The organism is Pseudomonas sp. S2_H01 (assembly GCF_054668305.1).
This window is the reverse complement of the sequence record NZ_CP162756.1, coordinates 5,244,743-5,267,305: the sequence shown is the minus strand read 5'-3', so window position 1 is coordinate 5,267,305 and position 22,563 is coordinate 5,244,743. Positions and strand designations below refer to the sequence as shown.

Annotated in this window: 22 protein-coding genes and 1 pseudogene; 3 read left to right on the top strand and 20 right to left on the bottom strand. The window is 59.9% G+C overall.

What is annotated here, in order from left to right:
* Positions 1-115 precede the first annotated feature (115 nt).
* Positions 116-1,741, bottom strand: coding sequence for a methyl-accepting chemotaxis protein (locus tag AB4N84_RS23465; RefSeq protein WP_460043407.1), 1,626 nt, complete (start codon positions 1,739-1,741; stop codon positions 116-118).
* A 636-nt stretch (positions 1,742-2,377) separates the two neighbouring features.
* Between AB4N84_RS23465 and AB4N84_RS23460 the strand changes: the two genes are divergently transcribed.
* On the top strand, positions 2,378-2,659 hold the full coding sequence (locus AB4N84_RS23460) for a DUF1652 domain-containing protein (RefSeq protein WP_074750007.1): 282 nt from the start codon (positions 2,378-2,380) through the stop codon (positions 2,657-2,659).
* A 75-nt stretch (positions 2,660-2,734) separates the two neighbouring features.
* Here AB4N84_RS23460 and AB4N84_RS23455 read toward each other — a convergent pair whose 3' ends face one another.
* The 15 genes and pseudogenes from AB4N84_RS23455 to AB4N84_RS23385 form a co-directional block, all read right to left on the bottom strand.
* Positions 2,735-3,094: a type III secretion protein HrpV gene (locus AB4N84_RS23455; RefSeq protein WP_074750005.1), complete on the bottom strand. Its 360-nt coding sequence runs from the start codon at positions 3,092-3,094 to the stop codon at positions 2,735-2,737.
* Positions 3,095-3,096: 2 nt separating this feature from the next.
* Complete coding sequence (gene hrpT, locus AB4N84_RS23450; RefSeq protein WP_062389021.1) at positions 3,097-3,303, bottom strand: HrpT family type III secretion system protein; 207 nt, start codon at positions 3,301-3,303, stop codon at positions 3,097-3,099.
* A complete protein-coding gene (gene sctC, locus AB4N84_RS23445; protein ID WP_460043405.1) occupies positions 3,300-5,405 on the bottom strand; it encodes a type III secretion system outer membrane ring subunit SctC in 2,106 nt (701 codons plus the stop codon). The genes hrpT and sctC overlap by 4 nt, the downstream gene beginning before the upstream one ends.
* A gap of 1 nt (position 5,406) precedes the next feature.
* The gene (locus tag AB4N84_RS23440; protein WP_074750001.1) at positions 5,407-5,838 is read right to left on the bottom strand and encodes a type III secretion protein; all 432 of its coding nucleotides are present in this window, start codon (positions 5,836-5,838) and stop codon (positions 5,407-5,409) included.
* The gene (locus AB4N84_RS23435; protein ID WP_074749999.1) at positions 5,825-6,049 is read right to left on the bottom strand and encodes a type III secretion protein; all 225 of its coding nucleotides are present in this window, start codon (positions 6,047-6,049) and stop codon (positions 5,825-5,827) included. The genes AB4N84_RS23440 and AB4N84_RS23435 overlap by 14 nt, the downstream gene beginning before the upstream one ends.
* A 100-nt stretch (positions 6,050-6,149) precedes the next feature.
* Positions 6,150-6,731 carry a type III secretion system stator protein SctL gene (gene sctL, locus AB4N84_RS23430; RefSeq protein ID WP_460043403.1) on the bottom strand — a complete coding sequence of 194 codons (582 nt, stop codon included), beginning with the start codon at positions 6,729-6,731 and terminating at the stop codon, positions 6,150-6,152.
* Between the two features lie 34 nt (positions 6,732-6,765).
* Positions 6,766-7,308 (bottom strand): type III secretion protein, encoded by a 543-nt coding sequence (locus tag AB4N84_RS23425; RefSeq protein WP_460043402.1) that lies wholly within the window; start codon positions 7,306-7,308, stop codon positions 6,766-6,768.
* Positions 7,308-8,111, bottom strand: coding sequence for a type III secretion system inner membrane ring lipoprotein SctJ (gene sctJ / locus AB4N84_RS23420; protein ID WP_460043400.1), 804 nt, complete (start codon positions 8,109-8,111; stop codon positions 7,308-7,310). The genes AB4N84_RS23425 and sctJ overlap by 1 nt, the downstream gene beginning before the upstream one ends.
* 9 nt (positions 8,112-8,120) lie before the next feature.
* Positions 8,121-8,438, bottom strand: coding sequence for a type III secretion system inner rod subunit SctI (sctI, locus tag AB4N84_RS23415; RefSeq protein ID WP_460047110.1), 318 nt, complete (start codon positions 8,436-8,438; stop codon positions 8,121-8,123).
* 112 nt (positions 8,439-8,550) lie between these two features.
* Positions 8,551-9,606 carry a type III secretion system effector HrpZ gene (locus AB4N84_RS23410; protein ID WP_460043398.1) on the bottom strand — a complete coding sequence of 352 codons (1,056 nt, stop codon included), beginning with the start codon at positions 9,604-9,606 and terminating at the stop codon, positions 8,551-8,553.
* A 54-nt stretch (positions 9,607-9,660) separates the two neighbouring features.
* A complete protein-coding gene (locus tag AB4N84_RS23405; RefSeq protein ID WP_460043397.1) occupies positions 9,661-10,002 on the bottom strand; it encodes a hypothetical protein in 342 nt (113 codons plus the stop codon).
* Between the two features lie 301 nt (positions 10,003-10,303).
* On the bottom strand, positions 10,304-11,215 hold the full coding sequence (locus AB4N84_RS23400) for a sigma 54-interacting transcriptional regulator (RefSeq protein WP_460043395.1): 912 nt from the start codon (positions 11,213-11,215) through the stop codon (positions 10,304-10,306).
* A gap of 85 nt (positions 11,216-11,300) precedes the next feature.
* Positions 11,301-12,248 (bottom strand): sigma 54-interacting transcriptional regulator, encoded by a 948-nt coding sequence (locus AB4N84_RS23395; RefSeq protein WP_460043393.1) that lies wholly within the window; start codon positions 12,246-12,248, stop codon positions 11,301-11,303.
* A 1,128-nt stretch (positions 12,249-13,376) separates the two neighbouring features.
* Positions 13,377-14,423: pseudogene (locus AB4N84_RS23390) on the bottom strand (transglycosylase SLT domain-containing protein); the annotation flags it as partial.
* 117 nt (positions 14,424-14,540) lie between these two features.
* Positions 14,541-15,197, bottom strand: coding sequence for a GntR family transcriptional regulator (locus tag AB4N84_RS23385; protein ID WP_460043391.1), 657 nt, complete (start codon positions 15,195-15,197; stop codon positions 14,541-14,543).
* Positions 15,198-15,433: 236 nt separating this feature from the next.
* Here AB4N84_RS23385 and AB4N84_RS23380 point away from each other — a divergent pair, with 236 nt between their 5' ends.
* Positions 15,434-17,176, top strand: coding sequence for an IlvD/Edd family dehydratase (locus tag AB4N84_RS23380; protein WP_460043389.1), 1,743 nt, complete (start codon positions 15,434-15,436; stop codon positions 17,174-17,176).
* Positions 17,177-17,264: 88 nt separating this feature from the next.
* Complete coding sequence (locus tag AB4N84_RS23375; RefSeq protein WP_460043387.1) at positions 17,265-18,626, top strand: MFS transporter; 1,362 nt, start codon at positions 17,265-17,267, stop codon at positions 18,624-18,626.
* Between the two features lie 22 nt (positions 18,627-18,648).
* On the opposite strand, the gene AB4N84_RS23370 is transcribed toward AB4N84_RS23375, so the two are convergent.
* The 4 genes from AB4N84_RS23370 to AB4N84_RS23355 are packed head-to-tail and all read right to left on the bottom strand — an operon-like array spanning position 18,649 to position 22,555.
* Positions 18,649-19,530 (bottom strand): NAD(P)-dependent oxidoreductase, encoded by an 882-nt coding sequence (locus AB4N84_RS23370; RefSeq protein WP_460043385.1) that lies wholly within the window; start codon positions 19,528-19,530, stop codon positions 18,649-18,651.
* Between the two features lie 16 nt (positions 19,531-19,546).
* The gene (locus AB4N84_RS23365) at positions 19,547-20,887 is read right to left on the bottom strand and encodes an MmgE/PrpD family protein (RefSeq protein ID WP_460043384.1); all 1,341 of its coding nucleotides are present in this window, start codon (positions 20,885-20,887) and stop codon (positions 19,547-19,549) included.
* 46 nt (positions 20,888-20,933) lie between these two features.
* Positions 20,934-21,701: an SDR family NAD(P)-dependent oxidoreductase gene (locus AB4N84_RS23360; RefSeq protein ID WP_460043383.1), complete on the bottom strand. Its 768-nt coding sequence runs from the start codon at positions 21,699-21,701 to the stop codon at positions 20,934-20,936.
* Positions 21,698-22,555, bottom strand: a complete 858-nt coding sequence (locus AB4N84_RS23355) for an N-acyl homoserine lactonase family protein (protein ID WP_460043382.1) — start codon at positions 22,553-22,555, stop codon at positions 21,698-21,700. The genes AB4N84_RS23360 and AB4N84_RS23355 overlap by 4 nt, the downstream gene beginning before the upstream one ends.
* Between the last annotated feature and the right edge of the window lie 8 nt (positions 22,556-22,563).

Genomic DNA, 22,563 nt, shown 5'->3' with positions numbered 1-22,563 from the left:
GCGGTGTTTCAGATCAGATTTCAGTGTCTGATCTGATGCATCGCGAGCACGCTAACTCCCACAAAGATTGCAGTCCGCTTGATGATGTTCGCGCAAGCGAAACCTTCGCCTCAACTCACACCTTGAACCGCGTCACCATCGCCTTCAGGTCCACCGCCAGGCGCGACAGTTCATGGCTGGCCGCGCTGGTCTGGTTAGCCCCTGCCGCCGTCTGCGCGGCCAGGTCACGAATATTCACCAGATTGCGGTCCACTTCACGCGACACCTGCGCCTGCTCTTCCGAAGCGCTGGCGATCACCAGGTTGCGTTCGTTGATCTGAGAGATCGCCTCGGTAATGAGCTCCAGCGCGTCGCCCGCCGAACTGGCCAGGCCCAACGTGGTGCGCGTGCTGTCCGTGTTGCGTGACATCGATTGCACCGCGTCGCCCGTCCGGGTCTGAATACCCGCCACCATTTGCTCGATTTCGGTGGTGGATTGCGCCGTACGGTGGGCCAGTGCACGGACCTCATCGGCCACCACCGCAAAGCCACGCCCCGCCTCGCCCGCCCGTGCGGCTTCGATCGCGGCGTTGAGCGCCAACAGGTTGGTCTGCTCGGCGATCGAACGAATCACATCAAGCACCTTGCCAATGTCGCGGCCCTGCTCCGCCAAGCCTTCCACCAACCCCGTGGTCGCCTGAATCTGCTGAGTCATGTCCTGAATCGACTTGACCGTTTCCACCACCCGGTCACGCCCCTGGCGCGCGGTCTGGTTGGACTGCTGCGAGGCTTCAGAGGTCGACACCGCGTTGCGTGCCACTTCTTCCACGGCGGCGGTCATCTCGTTGACCGCTGTGGCCGCCTGTTCGATTTCATTGTTTTGCTGCTGCAATCCGCGGGACGATTCTTCAGTCACCGCGCTCAGTTCCTCGGCGGCCGACGCCAGCTGGGTGGCAGAGCCGGAGATCAGTTCGAGGGTCTTGCGCAAGTTCTGTTGCATGGTCGCCAGCGCCTTCAACAACTGCGTGGCCTCGTCCTTGCCGTCCACTTCAATCGGTCGGGTCAGATCACCGCCAGCAATCTCTTCGGCAACCCGCACCGCTCTAGACAGCGGGTTGACGATACTTTTAGTCAACAACCAGGCCAACAAGATGGTCATGAGTGCGGCAATAACCGAGACGGATATAACGCCGACATTGGCCCCATCATATTGTTGTTTGGAAACAACCGCCGCGTCGCCGGCGCTCTTCTTGTTAATGGCAATGAGCTGATTAAGCTGGACACCCATAAGGTCGGTGGCGTCCTTCATACGGGTGTTAATCAAGTTGCGCATCTCTTCCATTTTTTCCTGACGCGACAAGTCCAGTACTTGCGCCTGCACATCAAGAAAGGTTGCCAGCGTCGCTTCGAACTGACGATAGACCGTGAGTTCTTCGCCGTCGGCAGGTAACACGGCGTAGTTTTTCTTCGCGTCCTGCAACTTGCCGATCAACTCGGCAATGCGCCCTTCGGTCTCGCGCAGCGCTGCAGGCTCGCGATTGACCAGCGTGCGAAAGGATGTAATGCGCAGGCGCAAGGTGTTTTCCAGCATGTTGCCCAGGTACCCCACGCTGGGCAGCTGATTGGTTTCAATGTCGGTGGTGGCCTGTCGAATCACCGCCATGCGATTGAGAGAGAAAAAGCCCAACCCGATCACCAGCACGGCGATGAAGGCGAACCCCAGGAATGCGCGAGGCGCGATGTTCATGTTTCTAATCGACATGGAATGTCTCTCTTCAAAGATCCGGCTGAGGCGTCCATGCGTAAATCAGGCACTCGAAACTTGAGTTCGTCTCGTTAGTAAAGGGTGGCCGTCCTGTCACACGGAAGTTGATGTCTTGGCGGCCACCTGATCTTCTATCGGCAGAGGACAATCATTTATTCAGTCGACTTTGAAGTTATTTTGAAACGGATGTTTTGATGGATCCCATTTGGCGCAGTAAAACGTTTGCGTGTTAAGCGCGTGTAACACTTTCATTAAAAGCTGTTCTTTTATAGGGGCATTACACGTGGCGAATGCCCCCGCGATCAGATCGGATGCATAGGGAGAAACCTTGAATACTGGCCGTGTGCCTTATTTTGAAATAACGATTCAGTAGTCAGTCGTTATGATTAATCGGATATAACGGAGTTTGACCGATATCAAAGAAACATAAATTTTTTACGGCTGTAGGATTTTTTTCTCATACCTGTCAGAAGTCGGTGCTACCTTTAGCTGACTCGTGAACTGTGGATCCATGATCCGGCGAACGCGGTATTTACAAGATGCATCGTTGTGCTCTGGCACACGCGTTGCGACGTTCCCGGCACCGACACACAGACACTTTTTCCTGCCCTGCGGAGCTCTGGTTTTGCTCGATTGAACGAGGTAGGCCCCATGAACAAAGTCACGTTTCCAAACGCCTGTCAGCTGATGCGTTGGCATTTCCACCCGGTGGGCTTCGAAGCCAACATGGACGCGCCCAGCAGTATGGTTGCGCGTCTGTTCGACCGCGCCAGCGGCGAGACGGTGATCGCGATCGCGGGGATTCCCTGCCAGACGGTCATGAACGCCATGGACGTGGAGCGCATCATCGAGGCCATTGAACTTGAGCTGGAAACCTTCGTTCCGCAGCAGACGCTCTACCTCAATCAAGCCTGACATCTACGGCACGATGCCGTTCTAGCCGTTTGACCCGATGATGACAACTGTCGACGAGCCTTACGGCTACAGCCATCAATGCCCCACATCACTCAGATGATCCAGCCCCGCCAGCATCAACTCGTGCCGGCGAATCGTGTCCAGGCTGGCCTGTGACTCAGACAGGCCAGGCACCGCGTGCCACACCACGAAGTCACGTTGCACATCAAGAAACAGAAAGTAGTCGTTGAACAGCTCCGCCTGGGAGAAACGCCTCTCCAAGGCATCTCGCAGCTGTTCGGGACGTAACGCCCGACCTTCGATGTGCAAAGCGATGCCCCAATCGCGGTGCTCGCGTCGGCTGACGAAGGCCACTCCGGTCGCCACCGGCCAGATTGCCGCGCGTTCGGCCGCGACGTGGGCGTAGAACGCCGCCTTTTCCGATACCCGAATCATGCTCAATCCTTTAATGGCACAACGGTGAAATCCAGTTCGTGATCCCGCTCGTCCAGGCCCTGGCGCATGTCGGGCGGCCACCAGATCACCAGCTCGCGATCATTGGAGTCCGGGCGCTTGCAGGCATACCCCGAACACCCCGAATGGCTCGCACAACCCGTCAGGGTGGCGAACAGCACGAGCAGGAAGACGTAAACGCGCGCGGTCATCGTGTTGCCCCCTTGAGCAGCGAAGGTCGGTTCTGTCTGGCTTTGGTCGACACCTGCGGCTGGCGCAAGGCGATATAGATTTCACTCTCCGCGCCCGGTTGCAACCAGGCGCGTGGCCAGGCGCTGACGCCCATCACCCAACGCCCGCCGCATCGGCTCTCATCGATGCGAACCGGCTTGCTGGTGGTGTTGCGGGCCACGACGACGGCAATGCCCCAGTCTTTTTTCGAGAACCACTGCGACCGCTGTTTATCCAGCACCAGACCCTCACCCGGATCGCACAGGCTGTCGGCCTCGAACGGCAGCGCCTCGCCGCTGCTGAATCCCACGGGCGCCACGCCGTCCAGCAGTTGAGTAAACACGCTCTGCACATCGCCACGGGTGGGCGCTTCGCCGCCGTCGCGACGTTGCTGGATACGCTTCATCTGGTCATCAACATCGTGCGGGTTACTGATTTCGACATAGCGCGACGGGTTGACCTGATCGCCAATCAAACGCGGCGTGAGAATAAACAAGCGCTCGCGCTGGTTGAGCTCGCGATTGCGCGATTGAAACAGCAACTTGCCAATGACCGGAATGTCCCCCAGCAACGGGATCTTGTGGACCTTGTCGGTGGTTTCCAGCCCGTGAAAACCACCAATCACCAACGAGCCGTGCTCGGCGATCACCGCCTGGGTGCTGACATTGCCCTTGCGCACCGCAGGCTGGTCTTCGTTGATCTGCGAGGTGTCGATCTGGCCGTCTTCGATGTCGACGATCAGTTGCACTTGAGACTTGCCGCCCTTGTCCAGCGAGCGCGGGATGACCTGCAGACTCGTGCCTGCGGTGATCGGTTGAATATCGGCGACCCGCTCCGAGGTGGCGGTGAGGTATTCGGTGCGACTGAAGTCGATCACCGCCGGTTGGTTTTCCAGGGTCAGGATCGATGGGTTGCCGATCACCGAGGCAGCCCCGTTACCTTCCAGCGCGTGCAGGTCGGCGGCGAACTTCCCGGCGTCCTGGATGAACAAGGTGGAACCGGTGCCCTGCTCGAACAGGTTGGCGCCGCCACTGACGCTGCCGGCATTGAAATTCCAGCGGCTGGACAATTGCGCCAGCTCGTTGCGGTCGATGTCGAGGATGACCGCGTCGATTTCGATCAGGTTGCGCGGCGTGTCGAGTTGCTTCACCAACTTCTGGTACATCGCCTTGCGCTTGGGCAAGTCATAGATCAACACCGAGTTATTGCGCACGTCGGCGCTCACCCGGATTTTCGAACGGCTGCTGGAACCGCCCGACGAACCCGCGCGTTTGCCACTGGCACCCAGTACCCGATCCAGCCCTTGCTCAAGCGCGCCGGTATCAAACCCACCACTGTCCAGACCGCCATAGTTCAAACCCATGGCGTTGTTGCCGCCGGTCATGCCGCTGGCGGTGCCGCCCCGGCCTTGTAAAAGACTCACGCCATTGATCGACTCACCCCGGGAGCGGCTTTCCAGCAGCTCCTGAAGAATACTGGCGACGCCGGCCACGGTGAGCTGTTGGTCGCGGTAGCGAATGGTGCGATCGGCGGCGTTGGCGTATTTGAGCGGCAACACCACGATGTCCTGTTTCTCGGCCTTTTCCGGCGCTTCAACCTTCTTGCTGTAAGTGCGCACAAAGTCGACGTATTTGGCCGGTCCGCGCACCAGCACCACGCCTTCGTCGGGTAAGGCACCCCAGCCAAAACGCTTGTCCAGCAACCCGACGTCGGACAACGCCTGTTGCAGGTCGTCGACCGCCTCGGGCGACACTTCGATGCGCGCCGAGGTCTGTTCGCGGGTGGGGCTGATGTACAGGGTTTCGTTGTACACAAACCACTGGAAATGGTGCTCCTGGCCCAACCGGTCGAGGAATTCCTGCGGGTTCTGGGCGCGGATACGGCCATCGAGCGTGCCTTGAATCGGCGCCATGTCCAGTCCGATACCGAACTCCTTGGCGAAATCGCCCAGCGCCGTCGCCAGATCGGTCTGCCGCGCGTCATAGGCATACGCTGTGTGTTTCCAGGCGTCGGGCACCGCCGCCAGGGCGGGCGCCGTCACGCCGATCATCAGCAAAGGCAACCACATTAAGGCCTTGCGCATTTCACACTCCTGGTTGCCAGGTATTGAGGGTGGCGCGGGGCGAGGCCGTGGCCGTCGCGTTGCGCATTGAGGTCTGCATGAGGCTCAGCATGGCCGCACGCTGGTTGGCCAGACTTTCCAGACGATCGAGCAGCCGGTCAGGGGTGCAGGGATCCGGCAGCCAGCTGAGCAGCACGACACAACGTGTTTCGGGGTCCATGCCAAGCGCACCGTCGCAGGCACAGGCGACGCTGGCGCCGCCCTGATTGAGCAAGGCATCGAGACGCTGCGGGTCGCTGCCGTCGTAGGGGTCCAACAGATCGAGGCTCAGACGAACGCCCTCCCCGTGCACGGACAAACGCGCGTTGGCGTCGTCGATCCAGCAGTCCAGCGGTGTAAGCGGACGACGCTCACACCACTGAACGAGGATCGCCGTGAAGTCACTGAACGCCATCGATGATTGCTTTGGTGATGCCGTGTTTGGCGCGCAGCCCCTCGTTGAGGATCATGTTCGCCACGTTGGTCTGCTGTGAGGCATCGTTGAAGGCGCGCATGTCTTCCAGAGAACCGCTGTCGGAAGCCGCCTCTGCGGCATCGTCCATATGGCTCTGGGCGCGGGTGAAGGAATGGTCGAGGTGGTTTTGCAGGGATTTGAAACTGATCATGCGGCAACTCCAGCGGAAGGGTTCATTCCCTGAGTGGAAGCTGCCCACGCTCCGGTTCCATCCGCGGGCGCATAAACCGTGAGCCCGGATTCAGGAACGATCATTCGTCGCCGCAGACGCCCAGCAACCCCCTGCGCAGGCTTGTCCAGTCGATATCGAACGCGCCATTGGCGTCACTCAAACGCAAGCTCTGCGGGGCGAGCGAGGGGTCAGCCTTGAGTTGCCAGTGCTCGGCAAACCGACTCTGCGCCAGCCATTGCCTGAGGTCATCGAGCATGTCGGGAGGCGCACCAAGCGTCGCCTGCGCTCCACAGGTCTGGCTGTCCGCCAGATTTCTCACCAGGGCGCGGGTGCGTTCGGCCAGCGTGCTCTCATCCAGCAACCGCGCGAGCGTGCTGTTCAGCAACCCCTCCACGGCCACCATCGATTCGCGCTCAAAGGCCTGGCGTTGCTGATTCAGGCCTTGCAGAAACTGATTGGCGCTCGCCCAGAACTGGCCAAGCGCTTCGTCTTTTTCCTGCTGAGCCTGATGCCGGGCCTCCTCCAGGATCAATGCGGCTTCGCGGCGTGCGTTGCTCAACACCTCGGCGGCCCGTTGGGTATCGGCAATGTCCTCACGTCGCAGGAGCGGTTCAACGAGCACCGCGGACGGCGACAGGACAAGGCGGCGTTTGGTGAGCATAGGGGCATTCCTGAAAGGGTCGCGAGGTTTGGATTCAAGGCGTCGTGACGCGCCACAGCACTGACTGCCAGAGTGTTTGCAGTTTGTTAGATGGCATGTTGGTGGTTGCGGGTTGCACTGCGTGGGGCGGCCAGCTCAGGCGCAAGCGCGACCAGCAATGCTCACCGACCCAAGCGGCCAGCAGCAGGCGCGGATCGTCAATTTTCGGGTCCAGCCATGCGCCCGGCCTCAGCGCCTTGGCCACCGCCCGGCACCAGCCTTCGTGTGCCGACGCAACGCTTGGCGCGTTGGCATCGCCCACGGAGGTGCGGCAAATACGGGCAGCCAGGTGCAGCGCCTGCTGCTGTTGATCCGCCGTGAGTGCCAACCATTGCAGTACCGCATCGACAGGGGCCGGAGGCTGACCAGGTTCGACGTGCGCACTGTGTAAAAAGGAGTTGTGACGGCCGTGTGGGGCGTCAATCCGATCGTCTTCAGGCAACCCGTTAAGCGCGAGGAACCGCGCTTTCCACGCCGGATGCGCCCACTCCCAGGGCGCACACCACCACTGAATCCAGCGCGCGTCGGTGGCGTGCATCACGCACGCACCGGCAAGCTCGAACGCTCACCGCGACGCAGGCCGATGCGCTGCAGCACCGCGGCTCGCCAATCGCCACGAATGCCCAGCACCAGCAACATGATCACCAGCAAGGCGGCGAACGGCACGGCCCAGAGCATGTTTTGCCAGAACCCGAGGTTGTCGCTGTCGATCAGAAACGGTCCGAAGTTGACCAGTCGTTCGGTGTCCTGAAACTCCGCCGCCGGCACGAATACGATGGCGAATTTCTTGGAGTCCAGAGGCTCGCCCGACATCCCGGGAATGCTGCTGGCGACCATCTGCTGAATGCGTCCGCGCACGCTGTCCGGATCCAGTGCTGGCGTGTGCTTGATGAACACGGCTGCCGACGCGGGTTGCACCGGTTCGCCCGGCGCAATGCGCTCCGGCAACACCACATGCACCCGTGCGACGATCACACCGTCAATCTGCGACAACGTCGCTTCAAGCTCTTGCGACAGCGCATAGATGTACCGCGCACGCTCTTCCAGCGGCGTGGAAATCACCCCTTCCTTTTTGAAGATTTCGCCCAGACTGGTGCGCGATCGTCTCGGCAAACCTGCGGCGTCCAGGACACGCACGGCACGGTTGATATCGCCCGTCGGGACGCTGATCACCACACCGGTCTTCTCGCTGCGCTTGCGCGCATCGATATGCTGATCGGCGAGACTGGCAATCACATCATTGGAGTCCTGCTCGGACAGACCGCTGAACAGGTCGGTTTCGTCACCGCAGCCACTGAGCAGCAACATCAGGCACAACAGACCCGCAGTCAGATACTTCACGTCAGACCTCTATTGCAGGTTGGTCAGCTTGTCGAGCGCCTGCGCGCTCTTGTTCACGACCTTGGTCGTCAACGCCATTTGCAACGAGTACTGCGACAGCGAGCGGCTCATCTGGACAATCTCCATCGGATCGTCCGTTGTCGAGGCGTTTCTCATCTTGCGCACCGCTTGCTGAGAGAGCTTGTCAGTGGCGCCCAGCCGCTCGGACAAGGCACTGGCGATCTGTTCGGACAGATGGCTTTGCTGCAACGCCATGTCGGGACGCATGGCGGCATTGAACAGGTCGACATCCGCCTGCGAAGGCGTGCTCACCAATCCCTGATCCATGGACGGCTCAAGATCGGGGGATGACGATTTGAGTTGATTGATGTGGGAAAGGGTCACGGGTGATCTCCAGCAGACGGTGTCGATTATTTAGCGCGAAGCCTGACTGAGAAGATCAGGCGGCCTGGCGGGTGTCGCCCGCGCCCAACAGTGCAGAAACGATTGCCGTGGCCGCTTGAGCCAGGGTGTTCTGCAGGTCGTGTTGCGCGAACAGCTGATTGGGCTGACCGCCCGTGCCGCCGACGCCGCCACTGCCCGAACCATTGCCGCCCTGGCTGGCTTCCAGACCTTTCTCAATCAGCCCGCCGAGCAGCTTGCCAAGGTCCTGTGTCACGCTGCTGCCTGAATTGCCCGGCTGCTGGGCATCATTGACCGGCGTACCTAGACCACCGCCGACGTTGTTGCCGTTGCCCAGGCTCGCGTTCATGCCTTGTTGCAGCAGGCCGCCCAGCAATTGACCCAGTTCCTGAGTCGGGTTGCCGCTGCCAGGCATTTCCAGGGTCGAAAGGCCGTTGGATAACGCATTGCTGTCCAGTGGACTGCCGCCGCCATTCTGTTGCTGCTCCAACTGACCGCCCAGCATGTCCAGCGCGGCACGGAAAGCACCGGTCTCTTTGCTGTCGAGGTAGTTGTCTTCCTTGAGTTCGTTCTTCCAGGAACCGGAATCCGGCGCCGGGAATTTGCTCGAATTCTGGTCCATGAACTGCGCGATCTTGTCCAGCAGCGGCATGTCGTCAGAGGAAAACTTCGTTCCATCACCCTGCTTGCTCAAAAGGTCATCCAACGACGCTTTACCCAGACCGTTGAGGACCTGAGACATCAGATCTGGCTTACCGGAACCCGCGCCACCGCCGAGCCCGAAATCGGCAGCAGCACCGAAGTTGTCGCCCAGTTTGTCTTTGATGACGGCGCTGAGGGCCGCCTTGATCATGTCGGGCGAGCCGCCGCCGAGCGAGGCCAACGGGTTCATCTTTTCCATTTGCTTACCGACCATTTTGCCCAGCGGCGAGTCCTGGTCGAGATGACCGTCCTTGGTCAGGGCCTGTGCGAGTTTGTCGATGACGTCCTTGAGCGACTGCGGGCCTTGCTGCCCACCGATGCCGCCGGTGGAGACGACCGTGCCGATGTGCGCGCCCTGCAGGGGATTGATGTTGGCGTTGAGACTGATCATGAAACCTCCGTATTCAGGTGATTGCCCCCTTGATCAGGGGGCAGTCCAACAGGATCAGAAACTGATGCCCTTGGCGTTCTGGGCGACCGCACTGATTTCCTTGTTGGCGGAGTCGGCCTTGCCGGACGCAATGGCGTTGAGGACGTCCATGGTTTGTTTGCGCTCGGTTTCCTGCTCTTGCAGGCCGATCAGTTTGGCCTGATTGGCATCGGCCTGTTGGCTGGCCTGTTGTTGCGCGGCGACGGACTGGCTGTTGCCGGTCCCTTGAAACAAAGCGGATTGCATGTTGGCGTTCGCCGCCAGGCTGTTGGCGCCCTGAGCGAGGCCACCGACAGCGTTAACACCGGAGTTGAGCATGTTGGTCAAGCTGGACATGGGGTTCAAATTGACAGCCATTTTGCATACCTCTTGATCGACACCAGCGTCATTGCATGGTGTTGATGGGTGGCAGCAAGACTGGAATCGGTTCCGCGGGACATTCAATTAATTTGGGAGAGAGTGGAAGGTGAACATGCCTGTGATCTGAGGGTTGGGTTGGGTTGGATTGGATTGGGTTGGGTGAATATCCATTATTTGCAGTGAGGCAAATATTTGGGTTCTGCCTGACGGCAGAACCCGCATTCAGCCTCACCAGAGAGAAGAGATACGGGATACGGGATAAACACACCATTGCGTCCTCACCTGGAAAAACGCCATCTCAAACATCCAGCTCTTTCATCCGGTGATACAACGTCCGTCGCGGGATATTCAGCTCCTGACTCACCGCCTCGATGCTGTTGTTATGCCGCTTGAGCGCGGCCTGAATCAGCACCTTCTCAATCACCCGCAACTGCGACTTCAACCCCGCGGAAGACACGCCCTCGCCCGCCGATTCACTGCCCAGCAGTGGAACCCCCAGCACAAACCGTTTGGCCGCCGACTTCAGTTCACGGATGTTGCCCGGCCACTGATGATTCAACAGCACATGCCGCAACACCCCGCTCACCTCCGGCACCGATAACCCTGCTTCACGCGCCGACGCCGCAGCAAACTGCCGGAAAAGCGGGATGATGCGCTCGCGCTGAGCCCGCAACGGGGGCAACTTGAGGGTCAGCACGTTAAGCCGAAAATACAGGTCTCGACGAAACCGGCCCAGCTCCACCCACTCATCCAGAGAATGCTGCGCCGACGCAATCACACAGACATCCAGCGCGATCGGTGTGGTCGATCCCAGCCGTTCAACTGAACGCGTCTCCAGTACGCGCAGCAGCTTGGCCTGAAGACTCAACGGCATGCTGTCGATTTCGTCCAGGTACAACGTGCCACCCTGCGCCGCTTCGATGTACCCCACCCGCGAACGATCGGCGCCGGTGTAGGCACCACTGACCACACCAAACAGTTCGCTCTCGGCCAGTGATTCAGGAATCGCCGCGCAGTTCATCGCGACCAGGCGCCCCTTACGCCCCGACAACCCGTGAAGACGTTGCGCTACCGTGTCCTTGCCCGTTCCGGTCTCACCGGACAACAAAACGTCGATGCCCAGTTGTGAAATGCTCTGAGCGACGATCGTCAGGTTCGGCACATGAAGATTGTCTTCCAGCTGTTCATCAAAAAAATCGTACACACTCATCCACGACCTCTGACACTTCAAGCGCCTGTGGCTGCCCCGTGCACCGAGCCTTCACAGCCCTCACCAGGCAACGGGCATTCAGGTGTTACGAAAACAGCGAATCGGACGCGCCGAGGCAGGTCAGACCCAGCTCCTTCATGCGGTGATACAAGGTGCGTCTCGGGATTTCCAGCTCCTGCACCACGGCATCAAGGCTGTGCTTATGGCGTTTGAGGGCGTCCTCAATGAGCATTTTTTCGATGACCCGCAGTTGGGTCTTCAGGCCGGTGTCGGGGTCGCGGGCGGGTTCGGCATCAGCGCCCAGCAAGGGAAACCCCAGCACGAAACGTTTGGCGGCCGACTTCAACTCTCGGATGTTGCCGGGCCAGGCGTGGCTGAGCAGCACCTGCACCAAACCGTTACTGAGCGTGGGCACCGGGCGGCCGAAGTCGCGGGCGATGCTCTGGGTGAACTGGTCGAACAATGGCAGGATCTGTTCCCGACGCTTGCGCAAGGCCGGCATTTGAATGGTCAGCACATTGAGTCTAAAAAACAGATCGCGACGAAACAGCCCTTGTTCCACGAGTTCATCCAGGGAGCGCTGTGCCGAGGCAATGACGCGCAAGTCCACCGGAATGAAGGCGGTGGAGCCCAGACGTTCGATCCCGCGGGTTTCCAGGATCCGCAGCAGCTTGGCCTGCAGGCTTAACGGCATGCTGTCGATTTCATCCAGATACAGCGTGCCGCCAGACGCTGCTTCGATGTACCCCTCGCGAGACCGGCTGACACCGGTGTAAGCCCCGTTCACCACACCGTATAGCTGACTTTCCGCCAACGACTCGGGAATGGCCGCGCAGTTCATCCCGACAAAAGCGCCTGTGCGACCCGACAGCTCATGGATGCGTTTTGCCAGCGTGTCCTTACCTGTCCCTGTCTCCCCACACAAGAGCAAATCCATGCTCAGACTTGCGGTATTGACTGCAATCTGGTGAATGTCCAGCGCTGCATTTTCCCCCAAAGACGCCCAGCCGCTTACATCGATTTCTTCCTTCATCGATACCTCTCAAAGTGGGTGCAAGCGAGTTATTAGTACCACGCATTACACAGGCATCAATATTTAATTTAAGTTCCCACACTCGATGAGAACAGGTTCACAAGGTTCCCCAGTGATATCATTATGATCTTACTTGCTGTACCACTAATACGCCGTCTACTTTCAAACGATTATTTAAATTTAAGACTTGCTTGTGCTACGACAATGTTTTATTGAGGAACACCCGGAAAGGAAAGGTTCTCAATAACCATCAAAATACATTAATAATCAATGGGTTATGCTTAAAAACTGTGCATCTCAGTGCCAGCTTGCCCGGCGTCATCAGACCTCCAGAAGCAAACACCGCCGTCTGACCTTTCCCTGTCGTTGGCAGGATTGTTTGCACCCTCTTGCGAATGAACCCACCGCTTATTTATAAACAACGCGCCCTCTCTATAACATCACACGCAGCACTCAACTCACTTTTCCGCGGCGCATTTATTCGTCATGTAATTAACACTTCAAACTCCTCAACGCACCTTCATAAAACTTCATTTATTATCTATCAGACATTGCAACTTCACTCTAACTAACTGCTCGTTCGGATTACCAACTAAGGAGATTCGGATTTCCGAACATTGCTTTATCCATTCAGCCGGATCCTCCAGAGCCCTTTATTTTCGGGGGCTTCTGAGTAGCACTACGCTTGTATTGACAGCGATCGTGCGCGCAGAGGAGGACGTGATTTGTCTCCAGATCTGGATTGGGATCCAACTAACGGGAAGTGACCCAGCCCACCCTCACACCGTGGCTGATACCGGCCTATTTGACAGAGAAATACGGGCACGATGTTTCAAGATATGTCGAAACAACGCGAAACCGTTCTGTATCAACAGGGTTACACCACGAGGAAAAAGTTCATTGCACTTATAGGGTTCCAGGTGAACGAAAGCCCCTGTGCTGGCTGATAATCGCGATGACATCAGCTTTAGACGGGCTATCGGAGCTGTGTCACCGACGTTACAAAAACGCGGAACGCCCCACTGCAAGGCACAGCGCGCTTGAAGGGTGAGCAGCGGCGCGTACGTAACGCCACGGTCACGGCACCCACCTGACAGACGGCGATGAAGGTGTCGCGCTGATCGCCAGCGTTTCGGCAGAAACGTCGGCGGCGCCCTCCTCCATATTTGCGAGGCCAGCCGCCAACTGCCGCGCTTGATCTCGAGGAACCAGCAGGTGACGCGGTCCATCGATGGTTTTCTTGCGTACAAACGCAGGATTCAAGCCTAGAAGCACGGCTTCATCGACCCCAGCGGCGGCCGCCAACCGGGAAAGGTCGACAGGGTGCGTGAGCTCGATAGCCGTGAAATACGGTGCGTTGGCCACTGGGCTCAATTGCACGCCGTAGGCAGCCGGTTCGCGCACCAGCATCGACAACGCCAGCAGGCGCGGAACGTAATCCTGGGTCTCTCGCGGCAGATTCAGATGCCAATAGTCTGTCGGCAGGCCCCGACGCTGATTCGCCTCGATTGCCCGCGTTACAGTGCCCTCGCCCGCGTTGTAGGCAGCCATTGCCAAGAGCCAGTCGCCATTGAACTGGTCGTGCAGACGGGTCAGATAATCCATGGCTGCTTTGCTCGAGGCCACGACATCGCGCCGGCCGTCGTAAAACGCTGTCTGGCGCAGATTGAAGTCACGCCCGGTCGCGGCCATGAATTGCCACAGTCCGGCGGCGTCGCGAGCAGAGTTGGCTTTGGGGTTGTAGGCGCTTTCGACAATGGGCAACAACGCCAACTCTGACGGCATGTTTCGCTCGTCCAGAGACTGCGCAATGAAATGAAGATAAGGACTGGCCCGCTGGCTGGCATTGCGCAGAAAGGCCGGGTTTTCCAGCAACCAGTCACGCTGACGGACGATCCGCGGGTTAAGGCCGTTGTCATCGACCAGGCTGAAACCTTGCCCCAACCGTCCCCATACATCGCTGCCGTCATAGCGCGCCGGCACAGCGCCCGGTGTCTGAGGATTTACATCGCGATGAAGCCCCGCCACCAGCCGAGGCGTACGCTCAGCGGCGGCCTGCGGCGAGTAGTCGAAGGACTGGCAACCTGCGCAAAGCATGAAGACGCCGAGCGACCCGATGCGTATCTGACAGCCGAGTCGTGACAACCCGGTCGGAAAGGTCAAGGCAGGCCGCATGAAGGGATAATCCTGAGAACGTGATTACCCTAGGTGGTCCAGGCGCCCGGCCGGTTCCCTCTCAACAGCCATCCTCGCGCATGGCCTGGCGTGAACGCGGCAAGCGGCGGCAGGGGTTCACGCGCTCAGGTGCTTTTGCTCCACAGCAATCGTACGCCCCGCACGACGATGGTAGGCCTCGACGTATGCATCCCGCGAGGGCGCCAGATGCGCACGACACAACTCGACAAGGCGCTGGGCGTCGGCGGCCTTGAGCGCGTCGATGATCGCCCAGTGTTCCCGGCGCGCACGCTCCAGTTGTTCGGGAAGCACCAGCGAGGACGATCGAATGGAGTGGGCACGCTGGGCGTGGTCCTGAATGGCTGCGACCAACACCGGGTTGTCGGACAGCGCAAACAACTGTCGGTGGAAACGCATGTTGGCGCGAAACACCAGGCGCAAATTGCCAGCGGCGATCTGCGCGTCATGCTCCTGCTGGGTCGCTTCCAGTGCGTCAAGCTGATCGAGTGGCACCGGAAAACGGATCAATTGCACGCACTGGCATTCGAGCAGTTCACGGACTGCGTACAAATCCTCCACTTCTTTAACGGTGTACGCGCGAACCAGTGCACCGATGTTGCGCTTGCGCTCCACCAGGCCCATACGTTCGAGCTCGACGAGCACTTGGCGCACAACGTGCCGTTTGAGGTTGAAGCGTGCGAGCAGTTCGTCTTCGACCAGGCGTTCGCGCGGGTGCAGAAACCCCAGCACGATTTCCTCTTCGAGGGTTTGCACGGCCCTTTCAAGGCCGCTTTGGGGATCATCGAGTTCCAGGGATTGCATAGCGGGTACAGCGCTCACGTGATCAGGATTGACCGCGTCAGACTGCCACAAACCCTCGTCCGACGCAGCTTGGTTTCGGCCTCATGATGAAAAACACAAGGCGCTTGCATCGCCTCGGCGTTCCGTGATTACATCGCCTTCACGGATTATCAATAATATATCCAATAATAAAATCAACCGAGGTGACCATGCCTGAGCACGATCCTGTCATCAAACCCCAAGGCATCCGCAAGGGGCTGACCAACTATGGCGACACCGGCTTCGCGCTGTTTCTGCGCAAGGCGTTCATCAAAGGCGCGGGCTACACCGACGACGCGTTGAATCGCACCATCGTCGGCATCGCCAACACCGGCAGCGGCTACAACCCCTGCCATGGCAACGCCCCGCAACTCATCGAGGCGGTAAAACGTGGTGTGATGATGGCCGGCGGGCTGCCGATCGATTTTCCGACCATTTCCATTGCCGAAAGCTTTTCGCAACCCACCAGCATGTACCTGCGCAACCTGATGTCCATGGACACCGAGGAGATGATCCGTGCGCAACCGATGGATGCGGTGGTGCTGATCGGAGGCTGCGACAAGACGGTTCCCGCGCAACTGATGGGTGCAGCGTCGGCGAACGTGCCCATGGTGCAACTGGTGACCGGTGCCATGCTCACGGGTGGCCATCGGGGCGAACGCGTAGGCGCGTGTACCGATTGTCGGCGCTTTTGGGGTCAGTACCGGGGCGATCAGATCGACGAGCAGGAAATCACCGAGGTTAACGACAAGCTGGTGGCCAGCGTCGGCACCTGTTCAGTGATGGGCACGGCCAGCACCATGGCCTGCATCGGTGAGGCGCTGGGCATTGTGATGCCTGGCGGCGCCTCGCCACCGGCCGTGACGTCCGACCGTATCCGCATTGCCGAGCTCAGCGGACGTCAGGCGGTGATCATGGCCCGGAACGGTCTGACGCCGGACAAGATCCTCACCGAGAAAGCCTTCGAAAATGCGCTGCGGGTGCTGCTGGCCATTGGTGGTTCGACCAACGGCATCATCCACCTGACGGCCATTGCCGGGCGTATGGGGTTCGACATCGACCTGGAGGCGTTTGATCGCATGAGCCGGGAAACGCCGGTGCTGGTCGACCTCAAACCGTCCGGCCAGCACTACATGGAAGACCTGCACCGCGCCGGGGGACTGCAGACCGTACTGCGCGAACTGCGCCCGCAGCTGCACCTGGACGCCTTGACCGTGACCGGCCGCACCCTGGGCGAAGAACTCGATGCAGTGCCATCGTTCAAGCAGGACGTGGTCCGCAGTTTCGCCAACCCGATCTACCCGGCCGGCGGCATTGCCTTCCTCAAAGGCAACCTGGCGCCCGATGGGGCGATCATCAAACAGTCAGCTGCCGACCCGGTGTTGATGGAGCACGAAGGCCGTGCCGTGGTGTTCGAGAATTCCGAAGACATGGCCGCACGCATCGACGACCCGGAACTGGACGTCAACGCTGACGACATTCTGGTGCTCAAGAACATCGGTCCCATCGGCGCTCCGGGCATGCCGGAGGCCGGTTACCTGCCGATTCCGAAAAAGCTCGCGCGCGCTGGCGTCAAAGACATGGTGCGGATTTCCGACGGTCGCATGAGCGGCACAGCGGCGGGCACCATCGTTTTGCACGTCACGCCTGAAGCCGCGCTGGGCGGGCCTTTGGCGCTGGTGCGCAACGGTGACCGAATTCGCCTGAGCGTGGCCGAACGCAGCATTGAGCTCAAAGTCTCCGCCGAGGAACTGGAACAGCGTAAAGCGCACTGGGTACGCCCTGTTCCTCAGGGCGCCGAGCGCGGTTACCGCAAGCTGTTCTTCGAGCAGGTGACGCAGGCCGACAAAGGCTGCGACTTCGAATTCCTGCGCCCGCCGCAGATGATCGCGCGGGTCCCCGCCCGCGATTGATCAGCACCGGTTTCCCCCTGAATGTGCACCGCTGCGTGAACCCGCGCAGTGGCGCACTGACTCAAACAATAAAAACAGGACCGCCGTCATGACCACACGCCCCACTCGAATCAGGTACCTGATTCTGTTGATACTGTTCATCGTCACCACTCTCAATTACGCAGACCGCGCAACGCTCTCCATCGTCGGCTCTACCTTGCAAAAAGACCTGGGCCTGACCCCTGTTCAAATGGGGGTCATCTTCTCGGCGTTCGCGTGGGCTTATGTGATCGGGCAAATCCCCGGCGGATGGCTGCTGGACCGCTTCGGTTCCAAGCGGGTCTACGCCTGGAGTATTTTTCTCTGGTCGATCTTCACCCTGCTGCAGGGCTTTGTCGGTGTGCTGAGCGTAAGCGCCATCGTCGTGGCGTTGTTCATCCTGCGATTTATGGTCGGTCTGGCAGAGTCGCCGTCTTTTCCGGGCAACAGCCGAATCGCTGCCGCCTGGTTTCCCACCGCCGAGCGCGGTACCGCCGCCGGAATATTCACCTCCGCGCAGTACTTCGCCACGGTATTGTTCGCCCCGTTGATGGGCTGGATCACCTTCCAGTACGGCTGGCATTACGTGTTCCTGATCATGGGTGGCCTGGGGATCCTGATGTCGCTGATCTGGCTCAAAACCATCCATGCCCCTCGCCAGCACCCTAAGGTCAATGAGGCCGAACTGCAGCACATTTCCAGTGGCGGCGGCCTGATCGAAATGGACCAGATCGGGGTCAAGAATGAATTCACCCGTCCCCGCTGGACCCACTTCAAGCAACTGCTGACCCATCGCATGATGCTCGGGGTTTTCATTGGTCAGTACTGCATCAACACCCTCTCGTATTTCTTTCTGACGTGGTTCCCCGTTTATCTGGTGCAGGACCGTGGCATGTCGATCCTCAAGGCTGGACTGGTCGCGTCCGTGCCGGCGATTTGCGGGTTCCTCGGCGGCGTGCTCGGCGGCATCATCTCCGACGGCATGCTGCGACGGGGCCGCTCTCTGACCTGGTCACGCAAGACGCCGCTGGTGCTGGGCATGTTGATGTCGACCAGCATGATCGCCTGTAACTACATCGACGCTGAATGGTTGGTGGTGACCGTCATGGCCATCGCCTACTTCGGCAAAGGTTTCGGTGCTATCGGCTGGGCGGTGGTGGCCGACACCGCGCCCAAACAGATCGCGGGCCTGTGCGGCGGGATGTTCAACGGATTTGGTAATACGGCCGGCATCACCACCCCCATCGTCATCGGTTTCATCCTGCAATCGACCGGATCGTTCGAAGGCGCATTGATCTTCGTCGCCGCTAACGCGCTGGTGGCGATGTTCTGCTACCTGGTGATCGTCGGAAAAATCGAACGCATGACGCTCAAGGATGAGCCGGGCGAAACGCCGGTCACCTCCGGTGAGTCGTTGACGAGTAAACGCTGAGTCCAGCCGGCCGAACGCTGGATCAGCGATTCGCCCACCCTTCCACCGTACGGACCAGATCGGTCAGATCGCGATCTGCGCCGTCCTGCTGCGCGGCAACGTTCCACAGTTGCCGCGCAGCATTGCCGAGCCACATCGGCACGCCCAGCGCCTGACACTCCTCGACGGCGAGGCCCACGTCCTTGCACACGCTGGAAATGGGAAATCCGAAATCGAAGGTGCCCGGCAGCACATGCTTGGGAAATTTGTCCAGCGTCGCGCCATTCTTGCCGCTGCCGGCGTTGATCACCGCCATCATCACTTCGGGGTCCAGCCCTCCTTTGACGCCTGCAACGAAAGCTTCACTGGTGATCGCAAAAGCCGTCGTGGAGAGCATGTTGTTCAGCAACTTCAGCAGTTGGCCTTGCCCCGGCTGCTCGCCGACGATGAACACCTTGCCGAACACATCGAACAACGCCCGCACCCGTTCAACGACGTCGGATTTGCCCGCTATCATCAATGCCAGTGTGCCGTTCTCCGCGCCTGCTGCTCCGCCGCTGACGGGCGCATCGACGGTTTCGATACCTTTGGTTGCGAGCGCACTGGCCACCTCCTGCTCGGCGCGTGAACCCACCGTCGACAGGTCCACCAGAATCCTGACCGCACCGCCTTCGATAATGCCATCGGCACCAGTCGCCACGGCCTTGAAAATCGCCGGGCTGGGCAAGCTGGTAAAAATCACTTCGGCACTGTCAGCCACTTCTCGCACACTGGAGGCCACTCGCGCTCCGAGCGCCGCGAGTTCATCCAGCGCGCTCTGATCTTTGTCGTAAATCACCAGTGAATGCCCGTGTTGCAGCAGTCGCCTCGCCATGGGGCGCCCCATGACGCCCACCCCGATAAAACCCAATTGATGATCGGCCATGATGATTTCCTGATGGTTAGAGACTGGCCAGGCGCATCAGCGCGCCAGCGTCGGTTGAATGATCCAGTGCCCACAGCGCGTCGAGCAACGGCTGTGGCTCGCAGCCCGAACGGCCGTAGGCGACCAGTTCCCGCAATTTGTTTTCCAGGAACTGATCACTCAGCGGCGCACCCAGACTGCCCAGTGACACGTCGATGGTTCGGCTGAGGGTTTCTCGTGATGCGAAGAAAATCCGGACGTGTGCAGACTCCACCGCATAATCGGTGTCATCGATGAACTGCAAACGCCCATACAGCGCCCGCAGACGCTGATCGCTCACGGCGGCATCGCTGAACTCGCCGAGTCCTGCCTTGCCGGTGGCCAGGCTGACGGCCACCGCGTGCTGCGCACTGACCTGAGATTGCCGTCCCAGAACGATGTCCGGGCGATCGGTGCGCTGACGCAATAAAGGGTGGCCGGTCAGCTCGATACGCACGATGTCTTCCAGCGCCCAAGTGCGGTCCCGTGACAGCTCAAGACACGCCTGAATCACCGGATTGAGCACCACACCGCAGGGGTACGGCTTGTAGGTGTTGGCAAGCAACGCCCACGACTCGCCCAGTCCGCTGCTGACCTCGCTGTAGCGAGGCTGCTCGCCGAAGACGTTAAGAAACCCTCGTTCACCCTCCAGTGGTTGCTCTGGCCCGGCGAAACCTTCCTCGGCCAGCAACGCCGACAGCACGCCATTGCGTGCCGCATTTCCGACACCGATGCTCTTGGCCGCGCTGCCCAGGGTTTCCACCAGCCCCGACGCCTGAGCGCTGGCGTTGCCCAAGGCCCAGACCAATTGTCGGGCGTTGAGCCCGAGCACCTTGCCCACCGCTGCCGCCGCGCCAAACACGCCGCAGGTCGCGGTGATGTGCCAGCCTCGACGGTAATGCTCAGGGGAAATAGCCATGGCCAACCGACACTCGACCTCTACCCCCAGTACGAAGGCCAGTAAAAAATCCTCCCCACTGATCTGCCGGGTTTCAGCCAGTGCAAACAACGCGGCCGCAACGGGCGCGGTCGGATGAAGAATGGTCGGAATGTGCGTGTCGTCGTAATCGAACACGTTGGCACTCATCGCATTCAGAGACGCCGCATTGAGCAGGTCCATCGATTCACTGCGACCGACCACGTGGGCCTGATTGCCCGCGTTGTAGTGCGAAAACAGCTTCACCGCCCTGACGACATCCGGGTCGCTGCAGCCGGCCATGCAGACCGCGAAATAGTTAACCAGCGCCCGCTTGGCTTCATGCCCCACAGACGATGGAATGTCGGCCCAGGTCGTGCGTTCGATGTACTCGGCAAGTTGATGACTTAATGCATGGGTCATGCGGTATTCCCGATTCGTGTTGGGGTGTTTTTTGGGTGACACGCACTTACCCCGCCATCCATCCATCGTCCACCGGCAGGGTCGCACCGGTGATTGATGCGGCGGAATCGCTGCACAGGTACACGATCAGATCGGCGACGTGGCTCGCCTCGACAAAACGCCCGGTGGCCTGCTTGCCGTTAAGAAATTCACGGGTGGCGGTTTGCCTGTCCAGCTGTTTCTCCGCCATCAAGGCATTCAAACGGCCTTCGATATTCGGTGTCAGCACCGACCCCGGACACACCGCGTTGCAGGTGATGCCCTGGCCCTGGGTTTCCACTGCCACGGCCCGGGTCAGGCCCAGCAGCGCAGTCTTGGTGGTGACGTAATCAATGCGGTTGGCAATAGCGCGCGAGCCGTAGGCTGAAGACAGATTGAAGATGCGCCCCCATTGCCGCTCGCGCATGCCTGGCAACACTAACTGGGTAGCACGAAACGCCGCTGTCAGGTTCACCGCCAGCGCCTGATCCCAGCGCTCCAGAGGAAATGCCTCCAGCGGCGCAAAGTGCCGGACCACCGCGTTGTTGATCAACACGTCCACCCGGCCTGCGGCATCGATGAGCGACTCGATTTCATGGGGGTGGGCGACATCGGCCCTGACGTAGCGGACCCCCACATCATGGGCACGCATCAATTCATCGCACGTCTGACGCATCCCGTCAGGGTTCGCCAATCCGTGCAGAACCACGTCGAACCCCGCTGCTGCGAGGCCCTTGCCCATCGCCAGACCCAGTCCGTCTGAAGACCCTGTCACCAGCGCGACACGCCCCTTCATACGCCTGCCCCTCGTGAATCGATGCGCACCGCAAACGAGGGATCGCCGGGATCAACCGGCGCGAAGCGATTCATGACATCCGGGTCGTGCCCCGGTACGGCTACAGCACCGGGACGTTGCAACCACTCGCGAATCTGCACGTAGCCCTGATACATGTCAGCCAGGCTGTCGAGAACGGCGAACGGCCTGTCCTGCTCAAGCTCTTCGTAATAGTGAATGGCGTCCGATGCCAGAATCACCGGCCCTCCCGGCATCTCCACCACCACCGCCAACTGCCCCGGCGTATGCCCGCCGAGTTCGTGCAATTCGATGCCGGGGATCAACGTGTTGCGAGGCCCATCCAGCAAAGTGATACGGCCTTCACGGTGCAAGGCTTGAATCCGCTCGATGTCCAGCGGATCGATGTGATGGGCATACTGCGGCCGCTTGCCCATGTCGGTGCCCCAAAACTCGAACTCGCACCGCGACATGACGATGCTGGCGTTGGGGTACAGCCCCAGATTGCCGGCGTGGTCGTAGTGCGCGTGGGTCAATACCAGCAGCTTGACCTCCAGCGGATCAATGCCCAACCGCGCGAGCGCGTCGGCCGGCGCAACCACGGGCTGTCGGCGCCGTGCAGTGGCCGCTTCCGGGCTGAACCCGGTGTCGATGACGATAGTCTGCCCGGCGTTGCGGAAGATCCAGAAAAAGTAGTCCATGGTGATTTCCGCGTCGGGCTCGCGGTACGCACGGAAGTTGTAATAACACTCGCTTTTGGTGGTCTGCCGAGTGCCGTAGCGCACGATAATGATCTCTGGATCGATCCAGTCGGGTTTGCTTGGGCTCGATTGCGTGCTCTTTGATGGCGTGTCCATAAAACAAC

Coding starts and splice junctions, on each gene's coding strand:
- AB4N84_RS23410 (WP_460043398.1), bottom strand. CDS start 9,606: ATGATCAGTCTCAACGCCAACATCAATCCCCTGCAGGGCGCGCACATC.
- AB4N84_RS23400 (WP_460043395.1), bottom strand. CDS start 11,215: ATGAGTGTGTACGATTTTTTTGATGAACAGCTGGAAGACAATCTTCAT.
- AB4N84_RS23375 (WP_460043387.1), top strand. CDS start 17,265: ATGACCACACGCCCCACTCGAATCAGGTACCTGATTCTGTTGATACTG.
- AB4N84_RS23380 (WP_460043389.1), top strand. CDS start 15,434: ATGCCTGAGCACGATCCTGTCATCAAACCCCAAGGCATCCGCAAGGGG.
- AB4N84_RS23425 (WP_460043402.1), bottom strand. CDS start 7,308: ATGCACGCCACCGACGCGCGCTGGATTCAGTGGTGGTGTGCGCCCTGG.
- hrpT (WP_062389021.1), bottom strand. CDS start 3,303: ATGACCGCGCGCGTTTACGTCTTCCTGCTCGTGCTGTTCGCCACCCTG.
- AB4N84_RS23370 (WP_460043385.1), bottom strand. CDS start 19,530: ATGGCCGATCATCAATTGGGTTTTATCGGGGTGGGCGTCATGGGGCGC.
- AB4N84_RS23365 (WP_460043384.1), bottom strand. CDS start 20,887: ATGACCCATGCATTAAGTCATCAACTTGCCGAGTACATCGAACGCACG.
- AB4N84_RS23435 (WP_074749999.1), bottom strand. CDS start 6,049: ATGATCAGTTTCAAATCCCTGCAAAACCACCTCGACCATTCCTTCACC.
- AB4N84_RS23360 (WP_460043383.1), bottom strand. CDS start 21,701: ATGAAGGGGCGTGTCGCGCTGGTGACAGGGTCTTCAGACGGACTGGGT.
- sctC (WP_460043405.1), bottom strand. CDS start 5,405: ATGCGCAAGGCCTTAATGTGGTTGCCTTTGCTGATGATCGGCGTGACG.
- sctI (WP_460047110.1), bottom strand. CDS start 8,438: ATGGATCAGGGATTGGTGAGCACGCCTTCGCAGGCGGATGTCGACCTG.
- AB4N84_RS23405 (WP_460043397.1), bottom strand. CDS start 10,002: ATGGCTGTCAATTTGAACCCCATGTCCAGCTTGACCAACATGCTCAAC.
- AB4N84_RS23465 (WP_460043407.1), bottom strand. CDS start 1,741: ATGTCGATTAGAAACATGAACATCGCGCCTCGCGCATTCCTGGGGTTC.
- AB4N84_RS23440 (WP_074750001.1), bottom strand. CDS start 5,838: ATGGCGTTCAGTGACTTCACGGCGATCCTCGTTCAGTGGTGTGAGCGT.
- AB4N84_RS23355 (WP_460043382.1), bottom strand. CDS start 22,555: ATGGACACGCCATCAAAGAGCACGCAATCGAGCCCAAGCAAACCCGAC.
- AB4N84_RS23455 (WP_074750005.1), bottom strand. CDS start 3,094: ATGATTCGGGTATCGGAAAAGGCGGCGTTCTACGCCCACGTCGCGGCC.
- sctL (WP_460043403.1), bottom strand. CDS start 6,731: ATGCTCACCAAACGCCGCCTTGTCCTGTCGCCGTCCGCGGTGCTCGTT.
- AB4N84_RS23395 (WP_460043393.1), bottom strand. CDS start 12,248: ATGAAGGAAGAAATCGATGTAAGCGGCTGGGCGTCTTTGGGGGAAAAT.